Below are 22,232 nucleotides of genomic sequence, written 5' to 3'. Positions count from 1 at the left end.
TGTCTGCTTTTGTAAAGCTAGTTTTGTATCTTCAGTCGATTTTTTTGTCTACGAGACTTGTGAAAAGTTCGCGAAACTTTCCTTCAATGATCTCCCGAGAGCTCAGCTCGAACACGCGGTTGCGGGCAGCCATGCCCATTGTCTGCAACGCACATTGGTTCTGCAGGAGCGCGACAATCGCTTGCTTCAGGCTCTCGACCGACTCAGGCTTCGCAACGAAGCCTTCCACTCCGTGCCCTTACAAACTCTGCGCATCCCGCCACATTTGTGACGATCCCTATCTCTCGATACCTCAGAGTCTTTGATTTCATCGTCCAGTCGTCATGGATGACTCTAAGATTAGCCCAGGCTCGCCCTACTTTCGTTTCAAATAATTCGCGATTTCTCTTCAGACACTTTCGACCAGTTATCAATGCTGCCCTGTCCTGTAAATTCAGGACTATTGCGCTACTGCCTCGGGTCGATCAAGAGTGTGAATTCGCGGAGGGGGTGGAAATTCTTCGGATACAGACAGTGCCACGACTATCTTGGTGCATCCCGCCGACGCGCTGCTGTCGTTTGAATGGAGTGTACAATTGCGACAAACCTTTACGCTGCCCCAGTTGGCGCTGGGACGTTCGTTCGTCAGCACTTGAGTCATTGCCCTACGTCATTCCCGTGGCGAACGCGACGCGTGGGGCCAGCACAGCATTAAAGCCGCGGACAACCCGTGCTTACATATTCCGCCATATTCAATCCACCCTGACGTGTAAAGTGACGTCAGCACCACGAAAGGCACAAAATGCCGAGTGTTGCATTTTGTACACCGGTTATAGGTGCACATTGGAGCCATCAGCATTATCGTGCCGAACAATGCGCTCGACACCCTTCAGGGAAGGACGGAGAAGGATCCAGATTACAACGCAATATCAATAATATAGAAGTTCGCAGTTTTGTTCTGAATGCCGCGCCAGCCTTTTAGATTTTCATCCGTGATCGTCCGCAGAATGTCCGCGTAGCGGGTTCTCGGAGCGTCGCCGTGGTGGTTCCATGACGAAGTGCGGCGGATGGCGGCGCACCTCTCGCTCTAACGAACGGATCGCAGCGACGAACCGCGCGCGATGGGATGATCTGGCCGAACCGGCGCGGGCTGGCGAAACCATGGCGCGGGTGGCCGCCCCTGCGGTGCGGCAACACATCCAACGACGGGGTTGAGAGCGAAACGTAGCCGCCGTCGACCTTCCCGACTGCTGGAAGCCAACGTATATTCATGTATTGACGTTTCTAAGATTGCTGTCAACGTATATATTGACCAAAAGCTCATTTTTGTATACAAGTATATTTACGAAATTGGCACCTTTGTATTTTTATGAGTTGACAATGAGTGTCCGAGACATCGTTCGACGGCAATATCAGCGGCTTGTTGATAGCGCCGCGAGCCGTTCCGGCCTGCAAACGCCGCCGGAAGGATGGCTGCGTACTGTACGCAAGGCACTAGGCATGTCCGGTCCCCAACTCGCCAAAAGGATGGGTGTTACGCGGGCACGGGTAGCTCAGGCCGAGCATGCCGAGCTCAGCGGCGGCGCAACCCTTAAGTCCATGCAGGCCGCAGCCGAGGCGATGGGCTGCCGGTTTGTCTACGCTGTCGTTCCCGACAACCGCATCGAGGATGTCATAGCTGCCCAGGCGCGAAAGAAGGCTCTGGCGCTTGTAAGGACCGCAAGCACCCATATGGCTTTGGAGAGCCAGAACCTATCGAATGAGAAGATCGCCGACGAGGTTGACCGGATGGCAAACGAGCTGGCCCGCGAAATGCCGCCTGACCTCTGGAGCGACAAATGACCGGGCTCACGGATTACCCAGACGGGGCAACGCCACTCGACCCCAACGAGATGGGCGGACTGAAATTCAAGCACATCACTACGCGTGAAGAGCTCGACGAGCTTGAGCAGGCCAACATCGAATCCGGCTTGCGCTGGCTCGCCCGCCATCGAGGAGACGTGTTGACCGACGACTTCGCTATCAATCTTCACAAGCGCCTGTTCGGCGACGTGTGGGACTGGGCAGGGAAGTTCCGCAGGACCGGCAAGAATATCGGAATCGATCCAGTCCACATTCCGGTTGAGCTTAGGATACTAATGGATAACGTCCGGTATTGGGCTGAGCATCAGACATACCCTGCTTCGGAAGCGGCGGTCCGGTTTCACCATCGCCTTGTCCAAATACATGCCTTCCCGAACGGGAACGGTCGACACTCGCGTATCATGGCCGATGCGATTTTGGCTCGCGTCTACAAAGCGGAGCCGATTGACTGGGCCGGTGGACACGATCTTCAAAAGATGAATGGAAGACGCGCGGAGTATATTTCCGCGCTGAAGGCGGCAGACCAGGGCGACTTCGCTCCGCTAATGACATTTGCAGCCATATATGGCGACGCCCAATGACGGAGGCTACTGATTATTCGAACGTAACCTTGAGGGCGACACAGTCGAGATTTTGCGGATCTGATCCGTAGGAGGGATCACAACCCGTATCAGCAGGCTTCGCCCAGTTTCATGCTCTGCGTTGCGCCAGTCCGGCTCTGCGCAGACACGTATGACGACCTCCCAATCCCATTTCTGACGAACCGAGACTCGGCGCGCCTGCGGATGCAAAGCGGCGCGTCGGCAAAGCAGCGCGCATCTGGCTGGCCGACGCCGTTCGGCCCTACGCCGCCCGGCTCTGAGCCTCGCCGCCGATCAGGTGCACGCGATTGCGGCCGGCAGCTTTGGCCTGATACAGCGCGAGGTCGGCGTCTTCGAACAGGTCGGTGATCCGCCTGCGATGCGGACGTCCGATCGTGGCGGCGCCGATCGAGGCGCTGATCTCGATACGCCGACCGTTCCAGAACAGCGGGCGGTTGAGCATCACGATAGTCCGCTCCAGAACCTCGGCGATCCGCGCCGGACTGGTCGGCGTCCGCAGGATGATGGCGAATTCGTCGCCGCCGAGCCGGCTGATCAAGCCGGCTTTGGCGAACGCTCGCCGCAGACGCTGCGCCACCTCGCACAGGCACGCGTCGCCGGCCAGATGGCCGAGCGTATCGTTGAGCTCCTTGAAGCCGTCGAGATCGATCAGAACCAGCGCCGACGCGAAGCCGTGATTCAGACCGTCGCCGACCACCTCGCGATAGCGCGCCTGAAACAGCGCGCGATTGGCGAGCCCGGTGAGCGGATCGGTTTCGGCCTGCCGCCGGAGGCACTCGATCGCTTGCCGGTCGGAGGTGACGTCCTGCTTGCAGCCGAAGATCCGCACCGGCCGATCGCCCTCGCGCAGCGCATCGATCGACAGACGCATCCAGCGGGTTTCGCCGTGGCAGGTTCTGATCTCGGTATCGAGCGTGACCGGACGACCGTTGCGGATCACCTCGGCGCGGGCGAGCTCCATGTGAAGCCTGGATTCCTCGGCGTAGAGATCGACGATGCTGGCGCGCCGCAACGGGTTGTCGGCCGGATAACCGAAGATGGCGTAGACCCCCGAGCTCCAGCGCAAGCGCTCGGTTTCAAGATCGCACTCCCAGACGCCGATCCGGGCCGCGTTCAGCGCGCGATCGTACAGTCGCAGGCGAGCCTCGTCCGACAAGACCGAGGCAGTATGGTCTTTCCTCATCGGCGATCCGGCAGCATTCCACGGCTTTATCCAAGTACCCTAAGAACTAGGGCTGCCGCATTAAAGAATTCTATATGCCGGCCCGCATCCATCTGTCGCAGGCATGCGCGGACGGTGCGCCGCCGAGCCGCGCCGTTGCCGGCAAGATCAATCGGGTTTCAGCGCCGCAGGACGCGAGCGCGGGGCGCGCCTCACACCGCCCCGACGCGCGGCTCGGCGATCTCGGAAATCCGCGCCATGTCCAGGATCGTCAGGCGATGCCGGCCGCTCTTCACCAAGCCTTGCTTCTGCCAGGCGCTGAGGGTGCGGCTGACGGTGAAGTAGGTCAGCCCCGCCATCGAGGCGAGGTCGATCCGGGTCACCGGGGATTCGATATGGACGCCGGCCGGCGTCGTCACGCCAGCCTGAGCCGACAGCCGCAGCAGCGACGCGGCGATCCGCTGCGCGATGCACTTTCCGGTCATCTCTGTCGCGCGCTGCAGCATCTCGCGGGTCCGGTCGCCGGCGATACACACCACGTTTTCGGCGATCGTCGGGCTCTGCTGGGTCAGCGCGACGAAGGTGCCGGTCCGCCACGCCAGCACCGAGGTGGCCTTGATCGCGGTCGCAGTCGCAGGATAGGAGCGCTGGCGAAACGCCGCTACGCAGCACAGATCACCCGGCCGCATGATCCGCAGCGTGATCTGCTCGCCCTCGCTGTTGATCTGGCTGATACGCACCAGGCCGCTGACGATCAGGTACAGATATTCCGGCACGTCGCCCTGGTGAAACAGCGCCTGCCCGACCGGAAATTGCCGCAGGCTCGATGCATCGAGCAGACGCGACGTCTCCGCCGGCGGCAGTTGCGAGAACAGCGCGCTGCGTGTGGCGGCGGCGCGTAGGACACCCTTTTCCATCATCGACCTTGCGATTTTGCGGCGTTCATCGTCGGGCGTTTCCTACAGCCCCTTCCTATCAGCGCCCAGCGCGCAGCGGGCTTTGAAGGCCTCTAATCGACCCGTGAAGAAATGTCACAGTCGCGAGCTTTTCCAGCGCGCATCGCGCTCGCGGCCGGCGTTGTTTGCTCGAAAGCAAACAGCCGCGGCGCGCCGCTCGCTATGGTCGGCCCCGATCGAGAAAGCCCGGTTGCCATCGAGATCAGAACCGAAAGGTCGCGATCGCGGTGGCCTCGCGCTGGCCGGCATGCCGGCTGCGGCGGCTCCGCACGGCCGACCTTTCATTCGCAGGAAGGGCGAGCACATCGCCACGCGGCACGCCGACGAGGCGGGCGACGATCGATTGGACGGGATTGGAACATGACAGCGGATGCGCATCCGGACACGCACAGGCTGATCGGCGACTCGCGCACGGCAGGGCGCCGCGAAGCGCTGCGAACGATCACTCTGGCGGCGCTGCTGACGTCGAGCAGCCAGATCTGCTTTGCGCAGTCGGCGACGCCGGGCGCCACCATCACGCTCGACACCATCGTGGTCGAGCAGCGCCGCGAGACCGCGCGCGCCCCGGCACGGCCGCGCTCGGTGGTGCGGCGCGCCGCGCCGGCGGCAGTGCCGAGCGCTGCGCCGGCCGCCTCCGCCGAACGAACCGTGGACCTCGTGCGCGAGCGCTTCAACGTGCTGGCCGGCGGCGTCGCGTTGGTGTCGCAGCAAGACATACCAAACGCCGGCAACCCGACGCTCGCCAATACGCTGTCCGGCGTGCCCGGCCTGATCATCCAGAACTTCCTCGGCGCCAACGACCAGCCGCGGATTCAGATGCGCGGCTCGGCGCAGCAGAACCCGGCAGAGCGCGGCGTGCTGGTGCTGTACAACGGCCTGCCGATCAACCGCGCCGACGGCTCCTACGTCGTCGGCTTCGCCAATCCGCGGCAGGCCGAAGCGATCGAAGTGTATCGCGGCTATATGGCCAACCGGCTCGGCGCCACGGTGCTGAGCGGCGCGATCAACTTCATCTCGCCGACCGGATCGAGCCAGCCCGGCGTGCAGATGTCGGTGAGCGGCGGCAGCTTCGGCCAGATCAACAGCAGCGCGCAGATCGGCACGAGGAAGGACAATGTCGATGCGTTCCTGCAGTTCGACACCACGCGCCGCGACGGCTTCCGCGACTACAATTCGTCGGACCGCACCAGCCTGAACGCCAATGTCGGCATCGCGCTGTCGGAGAACGTCAAGACCCGGTTCTTCCTGGGCTACACCGATCTCGGCTTCGACGTCGCCGGCCCGATCAACAAAACGGCGCTGTTCGCCAATCCGCGGCAGACCGCGACCGGGCCGACCGTGGTCAACGGCGCCGCGATCAATCCGGGGCCGAACGCGGTGCGCGACAAGCCGCGGCGCGACGCCAGCCAGTTCATGATCGGCAACCGCACCACCGCGACGTTCGATGCGCATCTGATCGATATCGCGCTCGGCTACACCTCCACCGACGACACCTTCCGGTTTCCGATCTCCTCCGGGGTGCGTGCCACCAAGGGCGGCGACTTCACCGGCCTCGTGCGCTACGCCTACAATCCGGCGGACGCGCTGCTGCCGCTGTTCGAAACCACCGCGCAATACAGTGTCGGCTCGGCGGATCGCGACTACTATCTCAACCAGAGCGGCATGACCGGCGCGCAGTTCGGCAGCAACCGGCTCGACGCACAGACGCTGTCATTGTTCGCCGGCGCCAATGTGCCGGTGTGGCAGCAATGGACGGTGTCGCCGGCGATCTCCTACGCCTATGCGACCCGCGACAACGACGACCGCTACACCGCCGCGACGCGGCCGACCATCGCGTACAATCCGGCCAAGCCGACCGTGCTGCTGCCGAACGGCTCGGTGCCGACCCAGAACACCAGCTACGCACGATCCTACTCGGGCTGGAATCCGAGCCTGGCGCTGTCGTATCGGCCCGACGCGACGCAAACCTTCTTCATCGCCGGCAGCCACAGCTTCGAGCCGCCGACCCATGACGACCTGATCGCGACCATCAACGGCACGCCGAATTCGAGCCCAGGGCGACCAACACCGGGCAATCCCAAGCTGGTTGCGGCGGCGTTCGCGACGCCGAACCTGTCGGCACAGACCGCGGTGACGGTCGAAGGCGGTTGGCGCGGCCGGGCCGATCGGTTCTCCTGGGACGTCGTCACCTACTACTCGTGGATCGACAACGAGCTGCTCAACCTGCGCGACGTCACCGGCGCCTCGATCGGTGCGATCAATGCCGACCGCACCACGCATTTCGGCATCGAGCTCGGCGCCGGCGTGAAGTTCACCGACAAGCTCTCCGGCCGGCTCGCCTACACCTATCAGGACTTCCGCTTCGTCAACGATCCGCTGCGCGGCAACAACAAGCTCGGCGGCGCGGTGCCGCATCTGATCTACGCGCAGCTGCAACTGCAGGCGACCGACGCCTGGATGGTGCAGGGCGCTGTGCGCTGGAGCCCGGCGTCGGTGCCGGTCGACAACATGAATACGCTCTATGCCGATCCCTACGCGGTGGTCGATCTGCGCAGCGAGTACCGGATCGACAAGACGTTCCGGGTGTTCGGCGAGATCACCAATCTGTTCAACAAGACCTATGCGGCGACCTCGCTGGTGGTGGATCAGGCGCGCGCCGACCAGGCTGCCTTCCTGCCCGGCGACGGCCGCGGCTTCTACGCCGGCATCAAGGCGTCGTTCTGATCAACCAGCAGGGATACGATATGACCAAACGCCTTCTCGTGGCGGCCGTCGCGGCCGCCCTGCTCGTCGCGCCGGCGATCGCGGCCGACTCGGCCAGCCTGTCGCACTTTCTGGAGCAATGGGACGCCGACAACGACGGAGTCGTCACGCTGGCCGAGATCAGGCAGGGACGCGAGCATCGTTTCTACGCCTTCGACGCCAATGCCGACGGCTATCTCGATCGCGACGAATATGCGCGCTTCGACAAGGTGCGCGACGCCGGGATCGCGCGGTTTTCACCAGAGGAGCAGACCAAGATCCGGCAGATCGCCGATGGCCTGACTCTGCCGCGCAACGACACCGACGGCGACGGCCGGGTGTCGCGCGCTGAGTTCGTCGACGGCAGCGCTGCGTGGATGAAGGCGATCGACAAGGACGGCGACGGGCGACTGACCTCGCGCGACTTCCCGGAATAGCGGTCCCTCGGGTGCCGGTGAACGGATTCAAGAACGAACCGCGCCAACAATAGGCATGCGACGCCGCAATGTTGTGCACGCCCGGCCGCGCGCGATAAGCTCAGCTTTCGGGAAGCGATAAGAATCGGCACTCGGCGCAAAAAAGAGCTGCGCACCAGCGATGCGCAGCTCCATCGATCAGCGGATTCCCGATCTTCTGGATTATTGCAATCCGATCGTGGTGAGATCCTGGAACCAGTGCTGTGCCTGCACGAAGCTCTTCACCTTCGGCGACAGCGCGTGCGGATTGGTGTCGTGCACCACCCACACCATCGGCGCGTCGTCGACGATCAATGAATGCGCCTGCGCCAGCAGTTCGTCCTGCTTGTTCGGATCGAACGTCGTCTTCGCCTCGTCGATCAGCGCATCGACCTTGGGGTTCTTGTAGCCGCCCCAGTTGACGCCGACCGGCGCCACCTGACCGGAATGGAAGAACCGCACGATCGCGTAGAGCGGATCGGACGTGACGTAGGCGACGTTGTTGGCGGTGATGCCGGCGTTGGATTCGTCGGCCGCCCCCTTGCGCCATGCAGTGTACAGCACTTCGAGTTCGACCACCTTGAACTCGACGTCGATGCCGATTTCCTTGAAGCTCTGCTGCAGGAACTCGTTCATCGGCAGCGACAGCATCTGGCCGGTGCCGCCATTGGCGATGATGAAGGTGGTCTTCAGCGGCTTCTCCGGCGAATAGCCCGCTTCCTTCACCAGCTTCTTGGCTTCGGCCAGATCGTATTTGATCTTGAACGACGGATGACCGAACCACGGGCTCGACGGATCGACCTGACCGACCGCGGGCTTGGCGAGGCCGTTCATCAGTCCGACCACCGCGTCGCGGTCGATCGCGAGATTGAGCGCCTTGCGCAGGCGGATATCGGTCCAGGGTGAGCCGGGCAGCACGCTGAGGTGATAGTTCCAGACGTGCGGCGTGACGTTGTCGACGATCTTCATGCCGGCGGCCTTGAGCTGCGGCACGGCGTCGGGTGCCGGCGTCTCGATCAGATCGACCTGCCCGGCCAGCAACGCATTGGTGCGGGTCAATGCCTCCGGCATCGGGACCAGCACCAGCTTATCGACCTTCGGCAGTCGCGATTTGTCCCAATAGTCGTTGTTCTTCGTCAGCTCGGCGAGTTCGCGCGGCACCAGCTTGGTGAGCTTGAATGGGCCGGTGCCGGACGGATTGGCGGCGAACTTGTCCCAATCCTTGCCGACCTTTTCATACTGCGCCGGGCTCGACACCAGGAACCAAAGCATCTGATACGGGAAGAACGAGTCGACCGTCTTGGTGGTGATCTCGACCGTGTAGTCGTCGATCTTCGCCCAGCTCTTCACCGAAGGCAGCCGCGTCTTCACCTGCGCGCTCTGCCGCTTGTCGAATTGCGGCGCCTTGTCGTTGAGAACCTTGTCGAGATTCCAGATCACCGCGTCGGCGTTGAAGTCGCTGCCGTCGTGAAACTTGACGCCCTTCCGCAACGTGAAGCGCCATTTGGTCTTGTCGGCATCGTCGACCTTCCACTCGGTCGCGAGCCCCGGCACGAGCTTGCCCGGCCGATCGCCGACGTTCATCTCCCACGCCACCAGCGGATCGTAGATGGTGTAACCGGTGAACTGATACGCGCCGGCGCCGCGATCGGGCTGCCCGGTGGTGAGCGGAATGTCGGCCATCGAGATGCCGTAACGCACCACGGTCTCCGCGCGCGCCGCGCCGATCGCACTCGCTGCGGCAAACAACACGCCCAGCACCCATGAACTCTTAAGCCGCACCATCAACTGATCTCCTCATGACGATGGGCGAACCGCTTGCAATGGGCGCGCCACGCCCGCCCCGCAGTTTTGCATTGCGGCTCTGCGCGATTTTTCACAAACGCTGCCTCGGATGACGGATGCACGCGACGGCAGCCTGCCGCTTTGGCTGGCACATGCATTGCATTGACCAGCCTGCCAATTAGTCACTGCGAAGGGACTCTCGTCGAATGCGTAATTCTCGTCTTAACAACCGCCGCGCTGTACTGCTCGCTCTGTCGATGGCGAGCGTCTTCATGGTGCCGTCGCTGGCGTCCGCCGAATCCGTGCTGCGCATCGGCATGACGGCCGCGGACATTCCGCGCACGCTGGGCCAACCCGATCAGGGCTTCGAAGGCAATCGCTTCACCGGACTGACGATGTATGACGGCCTGACGATGTGGGACCTGTCGTCGGCAACCAAAGCGAGTGTGGTCATCCCCGGCCTCGCCACCGAGTGGAAGGTGAACGACGCCGATCACACAAAATGGATTTTCAAACTGCGCCCGGGCGTGAAGTTTCACGACGGCAGCGACTTCAACGCCGACGCCGTGGTGTGGAACGTCGACAAGGTGCTCAACAAAGAAGCACCGCAATACGATCCCAGCCAGATCGGCGTGACCGCATCGCGGATGCCGACCTTGGTCTCGGCAAAGAAGATCGACGACATGACGGTGGAACTGACCACCAAGGAGCCAGACAGCTTCCTCCCCATCAATCTCACCAACCTCTTCATCGCCAGCCCGACCAAATGGAAGGCGCTGTACGAGAAGGCGGAAGGCGCCGACGCCAAGGCGAAATCGACCGCCGCCTGGGCCGCATTCGCCAAGGACGCGTCGGGCACCGGCCCGTGGAAGATGGCGAAGTTCACGCCGCGCGAGCGGCTCGAGCTGGTCAAGAACGACGGCTACTGGGACAAGAACCGCATCCCGCATGTCGACCGCATGGTGCTGCTGCCGATGCCGGAAGCCAACGCCCGCACCGCGGCGCTGCTGTCCGGTCAGGTCGACTGGATCGAAGCGCCGGCCCCCGACGCCGTGAAGGAAATCGAGGCCCGCGGCTTCAAGATCGAGAAAAACGAACAGCCGCACGTCTGGCCGTGGCAGTTCTCGCGGATCGAAGGCTCGCCCTGGAACGACATCCGCGTCCGCCGCGCCGCCAATCTGTGTATCGATCGTGAGGGTATGCGCGACGGCCTGCTCGCAGGCCTGATGGTGCCGGCGACCGGCACGTTCGAGCCCGGCCATCCCTGGCGCGGCAAGCCGCAATTCCAAATCAAATACGATCTGCCCGCGGCGCAGAAGCTGATGAAGGAAGCCGGCTACGGCCCGAACAAGAAGCTGACCGTCAAGGTGCAGACTTCGGCGTCGGGCTCTGGCCAGATGCTGCCGCTGCCGATGAACGAGTATCTGCAGCAGGCGCTGGCGGAGTGCTACTTCGACGTCAAGCTCGACGTCATCGAGTGGAACACGCTGTTCACCAACTGGCGGCGCGGCGTCAAGGATCCGTCGGCGAACGGCGCCGATGCGATCAACGTCACCTACGCGGCGATGGACCCGTTCTTCGCGCTGGTGCGCTTCCTGCAGTCGTCGATGGCGCCGCCGGTGTCGAACAATTGGGGTTACATTAACAACCCGAAGTTCGACGAACTGGTGAAGAAGGCGCGCACCACCTTCGACGACAAGCAGCGCGACGAAGTGCTGGCCGAGCTCAACGCCGCCTCGATCGACGACGCCGCGTTCCTCTACGTCGCCCACGACGTCGGCCCGCGCGCGCTCAGCCCGAAGGTCAAGGGCTTCGTCCAGCCCAAGAGCTGGTTCGTCGACTTCTCCCCGGTGTCGATCGCGCCGTAAGAGGCACTGCTGAAACCCCACCCCGTCATTGCGAGGAGCGAAGCGACGAAGCAATCCAGCCCAGTGCACTGATCACTGGATTGCTTCGCTGCGCTCGCAATGACGGGGGAGACGTCTCGATCCGACTGACCGCATCCTCGTTCGAGTGAGAGTCCCGTGCTCGCCTATATCGCCCGCCGAATCGTTTATGTCGTTCCGATCGTCCTCAGCGTCGCGCTGGTGTGCTTCATGCTGGTGCACATCACGCCCGGCGACCCGCTGGTCGCCGTGCTGCCGGCGGACGCGTCGCAGGAGCTCGCGGCGCAGCTTCGCGCCGCCTACGGATTCGACCGGCCGCTGCCGGTGCAATTCGGGCTATGGCTGTGGAAGGCGATGCACGGCGATCTCGGCACCTCGATCGCCACCGGACGCCCGGTGCTGGCCGAGGTGATGCGTGCGGTCTCCAACACCGTGATGCTGGCGATCGCCGCGGCGATCATCGGCTTTTCGTTCGGGCTGCTGTTCGGCCTGATCGCCGGCTACTTCCGCGACACCTGGATCGACAAATTCGCCACCGGCATCGCCATCGCCGGCGTCTCGGTGCCGCACTACTGGCTCGGCATGGTGCTGGTGATCGTGTTCTCGGTGCAGCTCAATTGGCTGCCCGCAGTCGGCGCCGGCCCCGGCGGCTCGGGACAATGGGCCTGGGACTGGGCGCATCTGCGTTACCTGGTTCTGCCGGCGATCACCACCTCGGTGATTCCGATGGGCATCGTCACGCGCACGGTGCGGGCGCTGACCGGCGATATCCTGTCGCAGGACTTCGTCGAAGCGCTGCGCGCCAAGGGGCTGCGTGAGACCGGCGTGTTCGGACACATCATCAAGAATGCGGCGCCGACCGCGCTCGCAGTGATGGGATTGCAGCTCGGCTACATGCTGGGCGGCTCGATCCTGGTCGAGACCGTGTTCTCGTGGCCCGGCTCGGGCCTGCTGCTCAACTCCGCGATCTTCCAGCGCGACCTGCCGCTGCTCCAGGGCACGATCCTGGTGCTGGCGCTGTTCTTCGTACTGCTCAATCTCTCGGTCGACATCGCGCAGGCGCTGATCGATCCGCGGATCAAGCGGGCCTGACGTCATGGGAGCACCGACGATGAGTTTGACCGCTGCCGACGCCGCACCGCAGACCGCCCCCGCCGGCAAGGCGCGCGGCTATTGGGCCAATGTCGGCCGCCGACTGATCCGCGACAAGATCGCGGTGATCTGCGGCGTCATCCTGCTGCTGATCGTGCTGGCCGCGGTGCTGGCGCCGTGGCTGCACCTCGCCGACCCATACCATGGATCGATGATCCGGCGGCTGAAGCCGATCGGCACCGCCAACTATCCGCTCGGCACCGACGAACTCGGCCGCGACATGCTGGCCCGACTGATCTATGGCGGCCGGCTGTCGCTGTTCATCGGTGTGCTGCCGGTGATCTTCGCCTTCCTGATCGGCACCTCGCTCGGCCTCGTCGCCGGCTATGTCGGCGGCAAGGTCAACACCGCGATCATGCGCACGATCGACGTGTTCTATGCCTTCCCCTCGGTGCTGCTGGCGATCGCGATCTCCGGCGCGCTCGGCGCCGGCATCACCAACTCGATCGTGTCGCTGACCGTCGTGTTCGTTCCGCAGATCACCCGGGTGGCCGAGAGCGTCACCACCAGCGTCCGCAACATGGACTTCGTCGAAGCCGCACGCGCCTCCGGCGCCGGCGCTTTCACGATCATGCGGGTGCACATGCTCGGCAACGTCTTGGGACCGATCTTCGTCTATGCCACCGGCCTGATCTCGGTGTCGATGATCCTGGCCGCCGGTCTGTCGTTTCTCGGCCTCGGCACCAAGCCGCCGGAGCCGGAATGGGGCCTGATGCTCAATACGTTGCGCACCGCGATCTACGTCAACCCGTGGGTGGCGGCGCTGCCCGGCGTGATGATCTTCGCGGTGTCGATCTGCTTCAACCTGCTGAGCGACTCGATGCGCAGCGCCATGGACATCAGGAACTGAGGCGATGAGCAAAACTGTTTCCGCGATCGCAGAGATCGAGAAGTTCGAGCCGATCGAAGACATCGGCGGCGTCGCCCAGCCGCTGCTGCAGGTCAACGGCCTCACCAAGCATTTCCCGGTGCGCGGCACCGGTCTGTTCGGCGGCGCCAAGACGGTGCGGGCGGTCGACGACGTCACCTTCTCGATCGCCAAGGGCGAGACGCTCGGCATCGTCGGCGAGTCGGGCTGCGGGAAGTCGACCACCGCGCGACTGTTGATGCACCTGATGCCGACGACCGCCGGCGAGATCATCTTCGACGCCCGCCAGGTCGGGCGCGAGCTGAGCTTGCGCGAGCTGCGCCGCGGCATGCAGATGGTGTTTCAGGACAGCTACGCTTCGCTCAACCCCCGCCTGACGATCGAAGACTCGATCGCGTTCGGCCCCAAGGTCCACGGCATGAGCGATGCCAATGCCCGTGCACTGGCGCGCGAGCTGCTGAGCAAAGTCGGCCTGCGCCCCGAGAACTTCGCGCATCGCTATCCGCACGAGGTTTCCGGCGGTCAGCGCCAACGCGTCAACATCGCCCGCGCGCTGGCGCTGTCACCGCGGCTGGTGATCCTCGACGAGTCGGTGTCCGCGCTCGACAAATCGGTCGAGGCGCAGGTGCTGAACCTGCTGGCCGATCTGAAGCGCGAATTCGGTCTGACCTATCTGTTCATCAGCCACGACCTCAACGTGGTGCGCTACATCTCCGATCGCGTGCTGGTGATGTATCTCGGCGAAGTGGTCGAGCTCGGTCCGGTGGATGACGTGTGGGATCAGCCAGCGCATCCCTATACGCGGGCGCTGCTGGCGGCGATGCCGTCGTCCGATCCCGATCGCCGCACCGAAGTCCCGCCGATCACCGGCGATCCGCCGAACCCGATCGATCCGCCGGCCGGCTGCCGATTTCATCCGCGCTGTCCGTTCGCAGAGGCGCTATGCTCGCAGGCCAAGCCGAAGCTGTCGTCGATCGGCGACAGCGGCCATCAGGCCGCGTGTTTCATGGCGATCCCCGGCTCGGGACATAGCCGCGCCCCATAAGGAGAAATCAGCAATGATCAAACCCGACCCCGCCACGATCAAAAAGATGGCGGCGATCGCAGGACTTCCGGTCGACGACGAGGTTGCGGCGCGGATCGCCAACTCGATCGGCCCGGCATTCGATGGTTTCACGCCGATCGCCGGTACGCTTCCATTCGATCTCGAACCATCTACGTACGTTGTGGCGCAGAACGAGGGCGCGCGATGAGCCTCGGCAATCCTGCGCTGCTGACGCTGACCGAAGTCGCCGAGGCGATCGCGGCCAAGAAACTGTCGTCACGTGACGTTACCCAAGCCTGCCTCGATCGCATCGCGCGGGCGCAACCGAAGCTCAACGCCTTCATGGCGATCGAGCCTGAGAGCGCGCTCGCCGCAGCTGATGCGGCCGATGCTGCACTGGCCAAGGGCGAGCGCAAAGGCCTGCTGCACGGCGTGCCGCTGGCCCACAAGGACATGTACTACGAGGCCGGCTTCGTGGTGACCTGCGGCTCGAAGATCCGCCGCGACTTCGTCGTGTCCACCACCTCGACCGCGCTGCAACGACTGAAGGACGCCGGCCAGGTGCGGCTCGGCACTCTGCAGATGTCCGAATTCGCCTATGGCCCGACCGGGCACAACGCGCATTACGGCGCGGTGCGCAATCCGTGGGGGCTCGACCACATCACCGGCGGCTCGTCATCCGGTTCCGGCTCGGCAGTCGCCGCGCGGCTGACGTTTGCGGCGCTCGGCTCCGACACCGGCGGTTCGATCCGGATGCCGGCGCATTTCTGCGGCGTCACCGGGCTGAAGACCACCGTCGGGCTGATCAGCCGCGCCGGCGCAATGCCGCTGTCGCATTCGCTCGACACCGTCGGGCCGCTGGCCCGGACAGCCGAAGACTGCGCGCTGCTCACCGGTCTGATGGCCGGCGCCGATCCCGCCGCCCCGACCGCCTCGCACGGCCCGGTGCCGGACTATCTGGCCGCCACCAAGGGATCGTTGCAGGGCGTCAGCATCGGCATCCCCAAGACGTTCTATGTCGACGATCTCGACGCCGAGGTCGCGCGCGTGCTCGACGACACCAAGGCGGCGCTGGTGCGCGAAGGCGTGCGCGTCGTCGAAGTCGAACTGCCGGACCAACGCCAGCTCAGCGCCGCGGCGCAGCTCGTGCTCGCGGTCGAAGCCGCCGGCTTCCACGGCCAGTGGATGCGCGAGCGGCCGCAGGATTACGGCCCGCAGGTGCTGATGCGCTTGCAGAACGCGCTCGCGATTCCCGCCGTTACCTATCTCGAAGCGATGCGGTGGCGCGGCGTGGCGCTCGCCGAGTTCGTGGCGGCAGTGGCCGGTGTCGACGCGGTGCTGGCGCCGGTGTCGCCGGTGCCGGCACCAACCATTGCCGATAGCGATGTCGGCAACAGCCTGAACGCCGAGGCCGTGATCCAGCGGCTGACCCGCTTCACCCGGCCGATCAACTATCTCGGTCTGCCGTCGCTCGCGATGCCCTGCGGCTTCTCGAGCGCCGGATTGCCGATCGGGCTGCAACTGATCGGCCGGCCGTTCGACGAGGCTGTGCTGCTGCGCATCGGCGCGGCCTGGCAGCGCGCCACCGATTTCCATCGGCAATGCCCGGAGCTTTAGATGACGAACTTGGTCGATATCCGCGATCTCAACGTCCGCTTCACCGGCGAGCGGACCGTCTACGCCATCAACGATCTCAGCCTCACACTCGGCCAGGGCGAAGTGCTCGGGCTGCTCGGCGAATCGGGTTCCGGCAAGAGCGTGACGCTGCGCGCGCTGATGCGGCTGCTCCCGAAGAAGCGCACCGCGATCACCGGCAGCATTCACGTCGCCGGACAGGACGTGCTGGCGCTCGACGACGAGGCGCTGTCGACCTTCCGGGGGCAGACCGTGTCGATGATCTTCCAGGAGCCGGCGCTGGCGCTCGATCCGGTCTACACCATCGGCGATCAGATCGCCGAGTCGGTGATGCGCCACGAGGGCAAGAGCAAGCGCGAGGCGATGGCCCGCGCGCTCGAGATGCTCGAAGTGGTCCGCATCCCGTCGGCGAAGCGGCGGCTCGACGCCTATCCGCACGAGATGAGCGGCGGCATGCGGCAGCGCGCGATGATCGCGCTGGCGCTGGCCTGCAAGCCGAAGATCCTGCTCGCTGACGAGCCGACCACCGCGCTCGATGCCACCGTGCAGATCCAGATCCTGCTGCTGCTGCGCGAACTGCAGCGCGAGTTCGGCATGTCGGTGATCTTCGTCACCCACGACATCGGCGTGGCGATCGAGATCTGCGACCGGGTCGCCGTGATGTATGCGGGGCAGACCATCGAGCAGGGCACGCTGCGCGACATCGTGCGCGACCCTCGGCACCCTTACGCGCAGGGCCTGCTCGCCTCGACGGTGCACGGCGCCAAGCGCGGCGCACGGCTGGAGACGATCCCCGGCGCGCCGCCGTCACTCGATAGCAAGCCGGTAGCCTGTTCGTTCGCACCGCGCTGCGCCCACGCGCAGCCGCGCTGCTCCGCCGGCCTGCCGCCCGAAGTCGCGCTAGGCCCGGGCCGGATGGCGCGCTGCATCCTGGCCGAGCCGGCCGCGGTGGTCGGCTGAGGAGACCGCCGGCGATCTCGGGCGGCATGTTCGCGCGCAGTGTCGGCGGCGATCCAATCGAAGTAAGCGGAACTCATCGGCTTTCTCTCTCGGAAAGGCCGGGGGTTCTTGGTGACCGTCTCGACGAGAGAAGTGAAAGCGCTCGCCGGTGGAGATGTTCCAGGAGACGCGAGCGGAGCAAAGACCGGCCCCATGGGGCTTGGAAGGGCTCTGGATCGCCTTTCTCCCGACGACGTTTGACCGTGACCCGCCTTGATCGCTCGGCGCGCTCGCCCCGTGATCTCCTCAACATACTCGGCACCGTCGGAAAGGTGGGGCCTCGTTCAAGTCACTTCAACGAAGCTGCGCCGGGGCTATTTCGGTTCGCCTCACCATCCAAAGCGCTCGGATATCCGCTCGATGTTTTGGATAGCTAAGGACAGAAATTCCTGATCGCCCTGCGCAAAGCCGGCGTCAAGCAATTCCTTCTGCAGGTCTCCCTTCCAAGCTTCCATGAGTGAGCACCTTACACTTTCGTCCCAGACCACTCGTCCTAATTGCATCGGCACGAAGTTGTTATTGCTCCCCGTGAGGCACGTATATAGCTTCGCTTTGTCAACTGCGCGACTCAAATAGGTCAGAGATGCGAGTAATTCAAAGTGCTCGAAAAGAGCTGTGTATTCTGGCTTCGTAAAGACGTAGTCCGATGTCCACACTTCAAACAACTCGTGAAGGTGGTCGCTAAGCGCGGATTGACTTTTGCTTAGATTTGGCAGCAGCTTCCAATAGTCTCTCTGATTCCCTTCCCATGTGCCAAGGAACAGGTGCGAGACAACCGTCTCGGTTCTGTCCCGCCTCGTCCATACCCGTGTAGAGAACAGTCTAAACAATTCAGCGTAGCGTCTCGCTTTCAGAAGACCTAGGCCGTAGCCATAGAACAGCAGGACGGCAGGGTAGGTGAGCAGGCCCAATATAGCGGTCAGCCCGTTTGCGGCGTCTCGATAGCTCAGGCGCGCAATTATCTCAGCCGCTCCAGAAAAATCAGTTTCGGTGCCGAACCTTCCCACCACACCGAAAATCCTCGTCAACGGCTCGCATTGCGCCTCGTAACGCTGTACGGCAGAAACGTAGCGCTCGTTTGACCAAGCACCGTTCGCCTCGGCAGCCTCACGCGAGGTGAATTGATGGAGTCGTCTCAGTTCCTCGCCGATCAACTCGTCCAGTTGGATGCGAAACTCCGAATGGGCAAGAAACCTCTTCGCGCTCGACACCATGATAGCCACACTTCGTGGATTCGTGCGCTGAGCCTCAACTTGAGCGACGACCATGGATTCGAGCCGGCTCAAGAATACATCGGCACTTTCGATCTGGATCACTTTGCCTACCCGATGATTGACCAGCGTCTGTGCGATCTCAGAAAGGGAGCCACGCGCTGCCCAATACAGCGGATAGCGGCGATTTGGTGCGCGGGTGATTGCAGCCCTCAGTGCAGGGTCCCAATCTCCGGACCAGCCGCAAATGATTAAGCCGTGCTCGTCAATAATCCGGTCTAAGAGAGCATCTAGCCGAGCCGTATAGACGCCGAGTTCCGCATCCGTGTTGCGGATGCGCGTATCGAGATAATCCCCATGGACCTTGACGACATAACAGCGGCTATGGATGAGAGGGACAGCGCCGTCGATTGCGTCGTCCGAGACGATCACCGTTGGCTCGACGCCTGCCTCTCTCAACGCGTTTTCTAGAAGCCGGTCGAAATTCGTCGTGATGATCACTCTTACAAAGCCGGTCGAAACCAGACGAGCGATTGCCTGATGTGCGGCTGTCGGGGTTTTCTTCCCGGCTTCAATATCGTCAGGTGTTGGCTCGATATAGTTATGGAGGATTGCGCGGCGCTCGTCCGGCGTGGTCGATAATTGGTCCAGCAAGTCCGAATACTTGGGGTCGACCCCGAATTTCTCTCGATACCACGCCGCCCAATCTGGAGCGTCCTTGACCCCTTGAAGGGCGCCAATGCGTCGTACCAAGTCGAGGGTAATCTCCCAGCCCGTTGGAATCTCCGATCTGCGCGAGACGCCAGATCCGATCAACAGGCAGTAGACGCCCTTGTTCTCGTATACCGAAAAGGCCAGCGATGTGAGTGCATCGATCACGACAATGTATCCTAGGCAGGCAGGAAAGGCTCGGCGGCGGGTGCGAAACGTGTCTCACCTGTTGTTGCGTCAACCGTGAGAATCGGAACGGCCGGATAGACAGCGGCCCAGGTCGAGGTGTGATTGATCCAGGCTGCGGCGCTTGGAGATAGCCAGCCCGTGAGCGTCGTTATGTCGGCATAGCGCTGCGCCAGGGGCAGTGCGAGGATTGGTTCGTAGTGCGCAACACGGTTCCGCAGAATGCGGAAGTCTTTCAGATGTGCTGCGATGTCGCTTCGCTGCAGTCCCTTCGTCTGGAAGATCGGCCGGAGGACACGCCACAGATGGTTGTTGGGTGTCCGACCGAATAACGAGCTCCAAAAACCGAAATTCAGCTCGGCCACCATTTGAGCGTGGGTGGCCGCCTTTTTCTCCCGCAGCAAATTATCGCAAGCGATTTCAACGCAACGCTGCTGATAGGCAGTCGTTAGAACCGCTGGGTCGTCCATCCAATCCGCACCAAACACGTCCGCCAGGGCCCGGTCCGAGACGTTGCGAAGCGCCACTTCCAGCATATGTAAGGGGCCGTAGAGTGCAGCCGAGAGAGCCACGTTGAACGAGTACAGCCGCGTCGCCAGAGCATCGTCCCCATCAGCCCAGAGCCGGTAGGTTCCGAAACGGGCAGGTGAGAGAGCATCGACCAGGCTGGGCATCAGATTGATTCGGAACTTGAAATTTCAGAAAGCATAGCCTATAAATAGCGCGTATCCCCCGGCTGGTCCCTGCTCTTGCATACCGCCGGGGCAAGTTTTTTCAGGCCCCGCCAGCGGGGCCTTTTCTTTGCTAATTGCGTCCCCCGACGATTTCCACTGGCCCCGCCTCTTGATCGGCCTTCATTCCTTAGGCTCCGGCGGGAGAATCTCAGCCATGCTTTCCTCGATGCCGTGGAGGTAGCCGAAGACAGCCAACTGCTACCCGAAAACTGCCCTGAGCTTCCCCAGCTCGATAAAGAACTGCTCTGCTCCCACATATGGTCTCCGCGCATGGTGCCCAACCGTTGCTCGTAGGCTTTGGCGCTCTTCAGGGGCAGAAAGTCGCCTCACGTTGCACGCGCTGATGCGGCTGCTACCAAAGAAGCGCACGGCGATCACCGGGAGCATCGGGTCGCCGGACAGGACGTGCTGGCGCTCGACGACGAGGCGCTGTCGACCTTCCGAGGACAGACCGTGTCGATGATCCCCTCTTGCGCGACCCTCGGCACCCTTACGCGCAGGGCCTGCTCGCCTCGACGGTGCACGGCGCCAAGCGCGGCGCACGGCTGGAGACGATCCCCGGCGCGCCGCCGTCGCTCGATACCAAGCCACAAGCCTGCTCGTTCGCGCCGCGCTGCGCCCACGCGCAGCCGCGCTGTTCCGCCGCGCTGCCGCCGAACGTCGTCGTCGGCCCGGGCCGCGCCACGCGCTGCGTGCTGGCCGAACCGGCCGCGATGGTCGGCTGATCGCAGGCCGCGCCGCGGCGCTGCTGCCGATCGACGCAGGCCGAAAACAATCCTGTGGCAGCAAGCCGGCAACTGGTGTTCATTGCCGGGGGGCCGTTCTGCGATCACAGCCGGGCCCTGATTGCGATCCATGGGCACCCTTCTGCGCATGCCGGACCGACAGCACCCGACGCCGATCGTCAGCGACGACCTCAACGATCATTTTGCCGCGATCGTCCATCACTCGTTCGACGCCATCGTCGCCAAGGATCTGCGGGGCGTGGTGCAGAGCTGGAATCCGGCAGCCGAGCGAATTTTCGGCTGGACCGCAGCCGAGATCATCGGCCGCTCGGTTCGCGACCTGATCCCGCCGGACCGGCAACATGAAGAAGACAGTATCCTGCGCCGCATTCGGACCGGCGAACTGGTGCCGAAGTTCGAGACCGAACGGCTGCACAAGAATGGCCGCCGTATCCAGGTAGCGGTGACGGTGTCGCCGTTGCGCGACCGCGACGGCCACATCGTCGGCGCCTCCAAGATCGCCCACGACAACACCGAAACCTTCGAGATCCGGACGCGGCTGATCTCCAGCGAGCGGCAATTCCGGATGCTGGCGAACTCGATTCCGCAGCTCGCCTGGATCGCCGACAGCGTCGGATCGGTATTTTGGTACAACGACCGTTGGTACGACTACACCGGCACGACGCTGGAGCAGATGCGCGGCTGGGGCTGGACTGCGGTCCACCACCCGGACCATGTCGAACGGGTCAAGACCAGGATCCAGCATTCCTGGGACAGCGGCGAAGAGTGGGAAGACACGTTCCCGCTGCGCGGCAAGGACGGCAACTATCGCTGGTTTCTGTCCCGCGCCAAACCGCTGCGCGACGAGAGCGGCAATGTGTGGCGCTGGTTCGGCACCAACACCGACATCACCGAGCAGCGCCAGCACGAACAGCAGATCCAACTGTTGATGGGCGAGATCAATCATCGCGCCAAGAACATGCTGGCTGTGGTGCAGGCCCTGGTCCGGCGCACCGCCGACAGCGCCTTCGCCGAGAGTCTCGGTGCGCGGCTGCAGGCGCTCAGCCGCAACCAGGATCTGCTGATCAAGCGCAACTGGACCGGGACACCGATCGGCGAACTGATCGAATCGCAACTCGCCGTCGTCAACGATCTGATCGGAACCCGCGTGGTGATCGACGGCGAGCGCAAGCTGCTGTTGTCGCCGGTGGCAGCGGAGACGATCGGGCTGGCGATCCACGAGCTGTCGACCAACGCCACAAAATACGGCGCGTTGTCCGACCTCCACGGCGTGGTGCGGATCGAGTGCCGCGTGCTCGACGATCGAGCTGACCGCAAGCTGGTAATGGTCTGGCGCGAGACCGGCGGTCCGCCGATCGGCCATCCAGGTCATCCCGGCTTCGGCACGGTGATGATCGACAGCAACCCGCGCGCTGCGCTCGGGGCCGAGGTCGAGATCGACTATCCGCCCTCGGGGCTGTGCTGGCGGCTTACCGCACCGCTCGAGCGCGTCATCACCATGTCCTGACGCCCCGG

The 22,232-nt window shown here is 63.5% G+C and carries 18 protein-coding genes and 1 pseudogene; 13 read left to right on the top strand and 6 right to left on the bottom strand.

All coding sequences use genetic code 11. From position 1 onward, the window contains the following. Positions 1 to 31 precede the first annotated feature (31 nt). A complete protein-coding gene (locus tag M9H71_RS03455) occupies positions 32 to 229 on the bottom strand; it encodes a glycosyltransferase (RefSeq protein WP_455403699.1) in 198 nt (65 codons plus the stop codon). 1,130 nt (positions 230 to 1,359) lie between these two features. On the opposite strand from M9H71_RS03455, the gene M9H71_RS03450 reads away from it, so the two are divergent. Then, positions 1,360 to 1,821: a mobile mystery protein A gene (locus M9H71_RS03450; protein ID WP_455403698.1), complete on the top strand. Its 462-nt coding sequence runs from the start codon at positions 1,360 to 1,362 to the stop codon at positions 1,819 to 1,821. Further along, positions 1,818 to 2,423, top strand: a complete 606-nt coding sequence (locus M9H71_RS03445; RefSeq protein ID WP_455403697.1) for a mobile mystery protein B — start codon at positions 1,818 to 1,820, stop codon at positions 2,421 to 2,423. Before M9H71_RS03450 ends, M9H71_RS03445 begins: the two co-directional genes overlap by 4 nt. 262 nt (positions 2,424 to 2,685) lie before the next feature. Here M9H71_RS03445 and M9H71_RS03440 read toward each other — a convergent pair whose 3' ends face one another. Further along, the gene (locus tag M9H71_RS03440; RefSeq protein ID WP_455403696.1) at positions 2,686 to 3,627 is read right to left on the bottom strand and encodes a diguanylate cyclase domain-containing protein; all 942 of its coding nucleotides are present in this window, start codon (positions 3,625 to 3,627) and stop codon (positions 2,686 to 2,688) included. Between the two features lie 191 nt (positions 3,628 to 3,818). Then, positions 3,819 to 4,523, bottom strand: a complete 705-nt coding sequence (locus M9H71_RS03435) for a Crp/Fnr family transcriptional regulator (RefSeq protein ID WP_455403695.1) — start codon at positions 4,521 to 4,523, stop codon at positions 3,819 to 3,821. Between the two features lie 399 nt (positions 4,524 to 4,922). Here M9H71_RS03435 and M9H71_RS03430 point away from each other — a divergent pair, with 399 nt between their 5' ends. Next, entirely contained in the window at positions 4,923 to 7,286 is a 2,364-nt protein-coding gene (locus M9H71_RS03430; protein ID WP_455403694.1) for a TonB-dependent receptor family protein, read from the top strand. 20 nt (positions 7,287 to 7,306) lie between these two features. Continuing rightward, positions 7,307 to 7,741 (top strand): EF-hand domain-containing protein, encoded by a 435-nt coding sequence (locus M9H71_RS03425; protein WP_455403693.1) that lies wholly within the window; start codon positions 7,307 to 7,309, stop codon positions 7,739 to 7,741. A gap of 201 nt (positions 7,742 to 7,942) precedes the next feature. On the opposite strand, the gene M9H71_RS03420 is transcribed toward M9H71_RS03425, so the two are convergent. Continuing rightward, entirely contained in the window at positions 7,943 to 9,544 is a 1,602-nt protein-coding gene (locus M9H71_RS03420) for an ABC transporter substrate-binding protein (RefSeq protein ID WP_455403692.1), read from the bottom strand. A 206-nt stretch (positions 9,545 to 9,750) separates the two neighbouring features. On the opposite strand from M9H71_RS03420, the gene M9H71_RS03415 reads away from it, so the two are divergent. The 7 genes from M9H71_RS03415 to M9H71_RS03385 all read left to right on the top strand — a co-directional run bounded on the left by M9H71_RS03415 (position 9,751) and on the right by M9H71_RS03385 (position 17,090). Next, complete coding sequence (locus M9H71_RS03415) at positions 9,751 to 11,412, top strand: ABC transporter substrate-binding protein (protein WP_455403691.1); 1,662 nt, start codon at positions 9,751 to 9,753, stop codon at positions 11,410 to 11,412. Positions 11,413 to 11,568: 156 nt separating this feature from the next. Continuing rightward, the gene (locus M9H71_RS03410; protein WP_455403690.1) at positions 11,569 to 12,522 is read left to right on the top strand and encodes an ABC transporter permease; all 954 of its coding nucleotides are present in this window, start codon (positions 11,569 to 11,571) and stop codon (positions 12,520 to 12,522) included. 19 nt (positions 12,523 to 12,541) lie between these two features. Beyond that, positions 12,542 to 13,432: an ABC transporter permease gene (locus M9H71_RS03405; protein WP_455403689.1), complete on the top strand. Its 891-nt coding sequence runs from the start codon at positions 12,542 to 12,544 to the stop codon at positions 13,430 to 13,432. Positions 13,433 to 13,436: 4 nt separating this feature from the next. Then, positions 13,437 to 14,495, top strand: coding sequence for an ABC transporter ATP-binding protein (locus tag M9H71_RS03400; RefSeq protein WP_455403688.1), 1,059 nt, complete (start codon positions 13,437 to 13,439; stop codon positions 14,493 to 14,495). A gap of 13 nt (positions 14,496 to 14,508) precedes the next feature. Beyond that, positions 14,509 to 14,703, top strand: coding sequence for a hypothetical protein (locus M9H71_RS03395; RefSeq protein ID WP_012494456.1), 195 nt, complete (start codon positions 14,509 to 14,511; stop codon positions 14,701 to 14,703). Then, positions 14,700 to 16,112: an amidase gene (locus tag M9H71_RS03390; RefSeq protein WP_455403687.1), complete on the top strand. Its 1,413-nt coding sequence runs from the start codon at positions 14,700 to 14,702 to the stop codon at positions 16,110 to 16,112. The genes M9H71_RS03395 and M9H71_RS03390 overlap by 4 nt, the downstream gene beginning before the upstream one ends. Continuing rightward, positions 16,113 to 17,090: an ABC transporter ATP-binding protein gene (locus M9H71_RS03385; protein WP_455403686.1), complete on the top strand. Its 978-nt coding sequence runs from the start codon at positions 16,113 to 16,115 to the stop codon at positions 17,088 to 17,090. It begins immediately after the preceding gene. 368 nt (positions 17,091 to 17,458) lie between these two features. On the opposite strand, the gene M9H71_RS03380 is transcribed toward M9H71_RS03385, so the two are convergent. Next, positions 17,459 to 19,219, bottom strand: a complete 1,761-nt coding sequence (locus tag M9H71_RS03380; RefSeq protein WP_455403685.1) for an SIR2 family protein — start codon at positions 19,217 to 19,219, stop codon at positions 17,459 to 17,461. 11 nt (positions 19,220 to 19,230) lie between these two features. Then, on the bottom strand, positions 19,231 to 19,911 hold the full coding sequence (locus M9H71_RS03375) for a hypothetical protein (protein ID WP_455403684.1): 681 nt from the start codon (positions 19,909 to 19,911) through the stop codon (positions 19,231 to 19,233). Positions 19,912 to 20,438: 527 nt separating this feature from the next. Between M9H71_RS03375 and M9H71_RS03370 the strand changes: the two are divergent. Then, positions 20,439 to 20,696 (top strand): annotated as a pseudogene (locus M9H71_RS03370) (oligopeptide/dipeptide ABC transporter ATP-binding protein); the annotation flags it as partial. Between the two features lie 130 nt (positions 20,697 to 20,826). Next, positions 20,827 to 22,224 (top strand): PAS domain S-box protein, encoded by a 1,398-nt coding sequence (locus M9H71_RS03365; RefSeq protein WP_455403683.1) that lies wholly within the window; start codon positions 20,827 to 20,829, stop codon positions 22,222 to 22,224. Positions 22,225 to 22,232: the final 8 nt, after the last annotated feature.

The organism is Rhodopseudomonas parapalustris, assembly GCF_053772255.1.
Note: the sequence above shows the minus strand (reverse complement) of the source record. Positions and strands in the feature narration are given on the sequence as shown.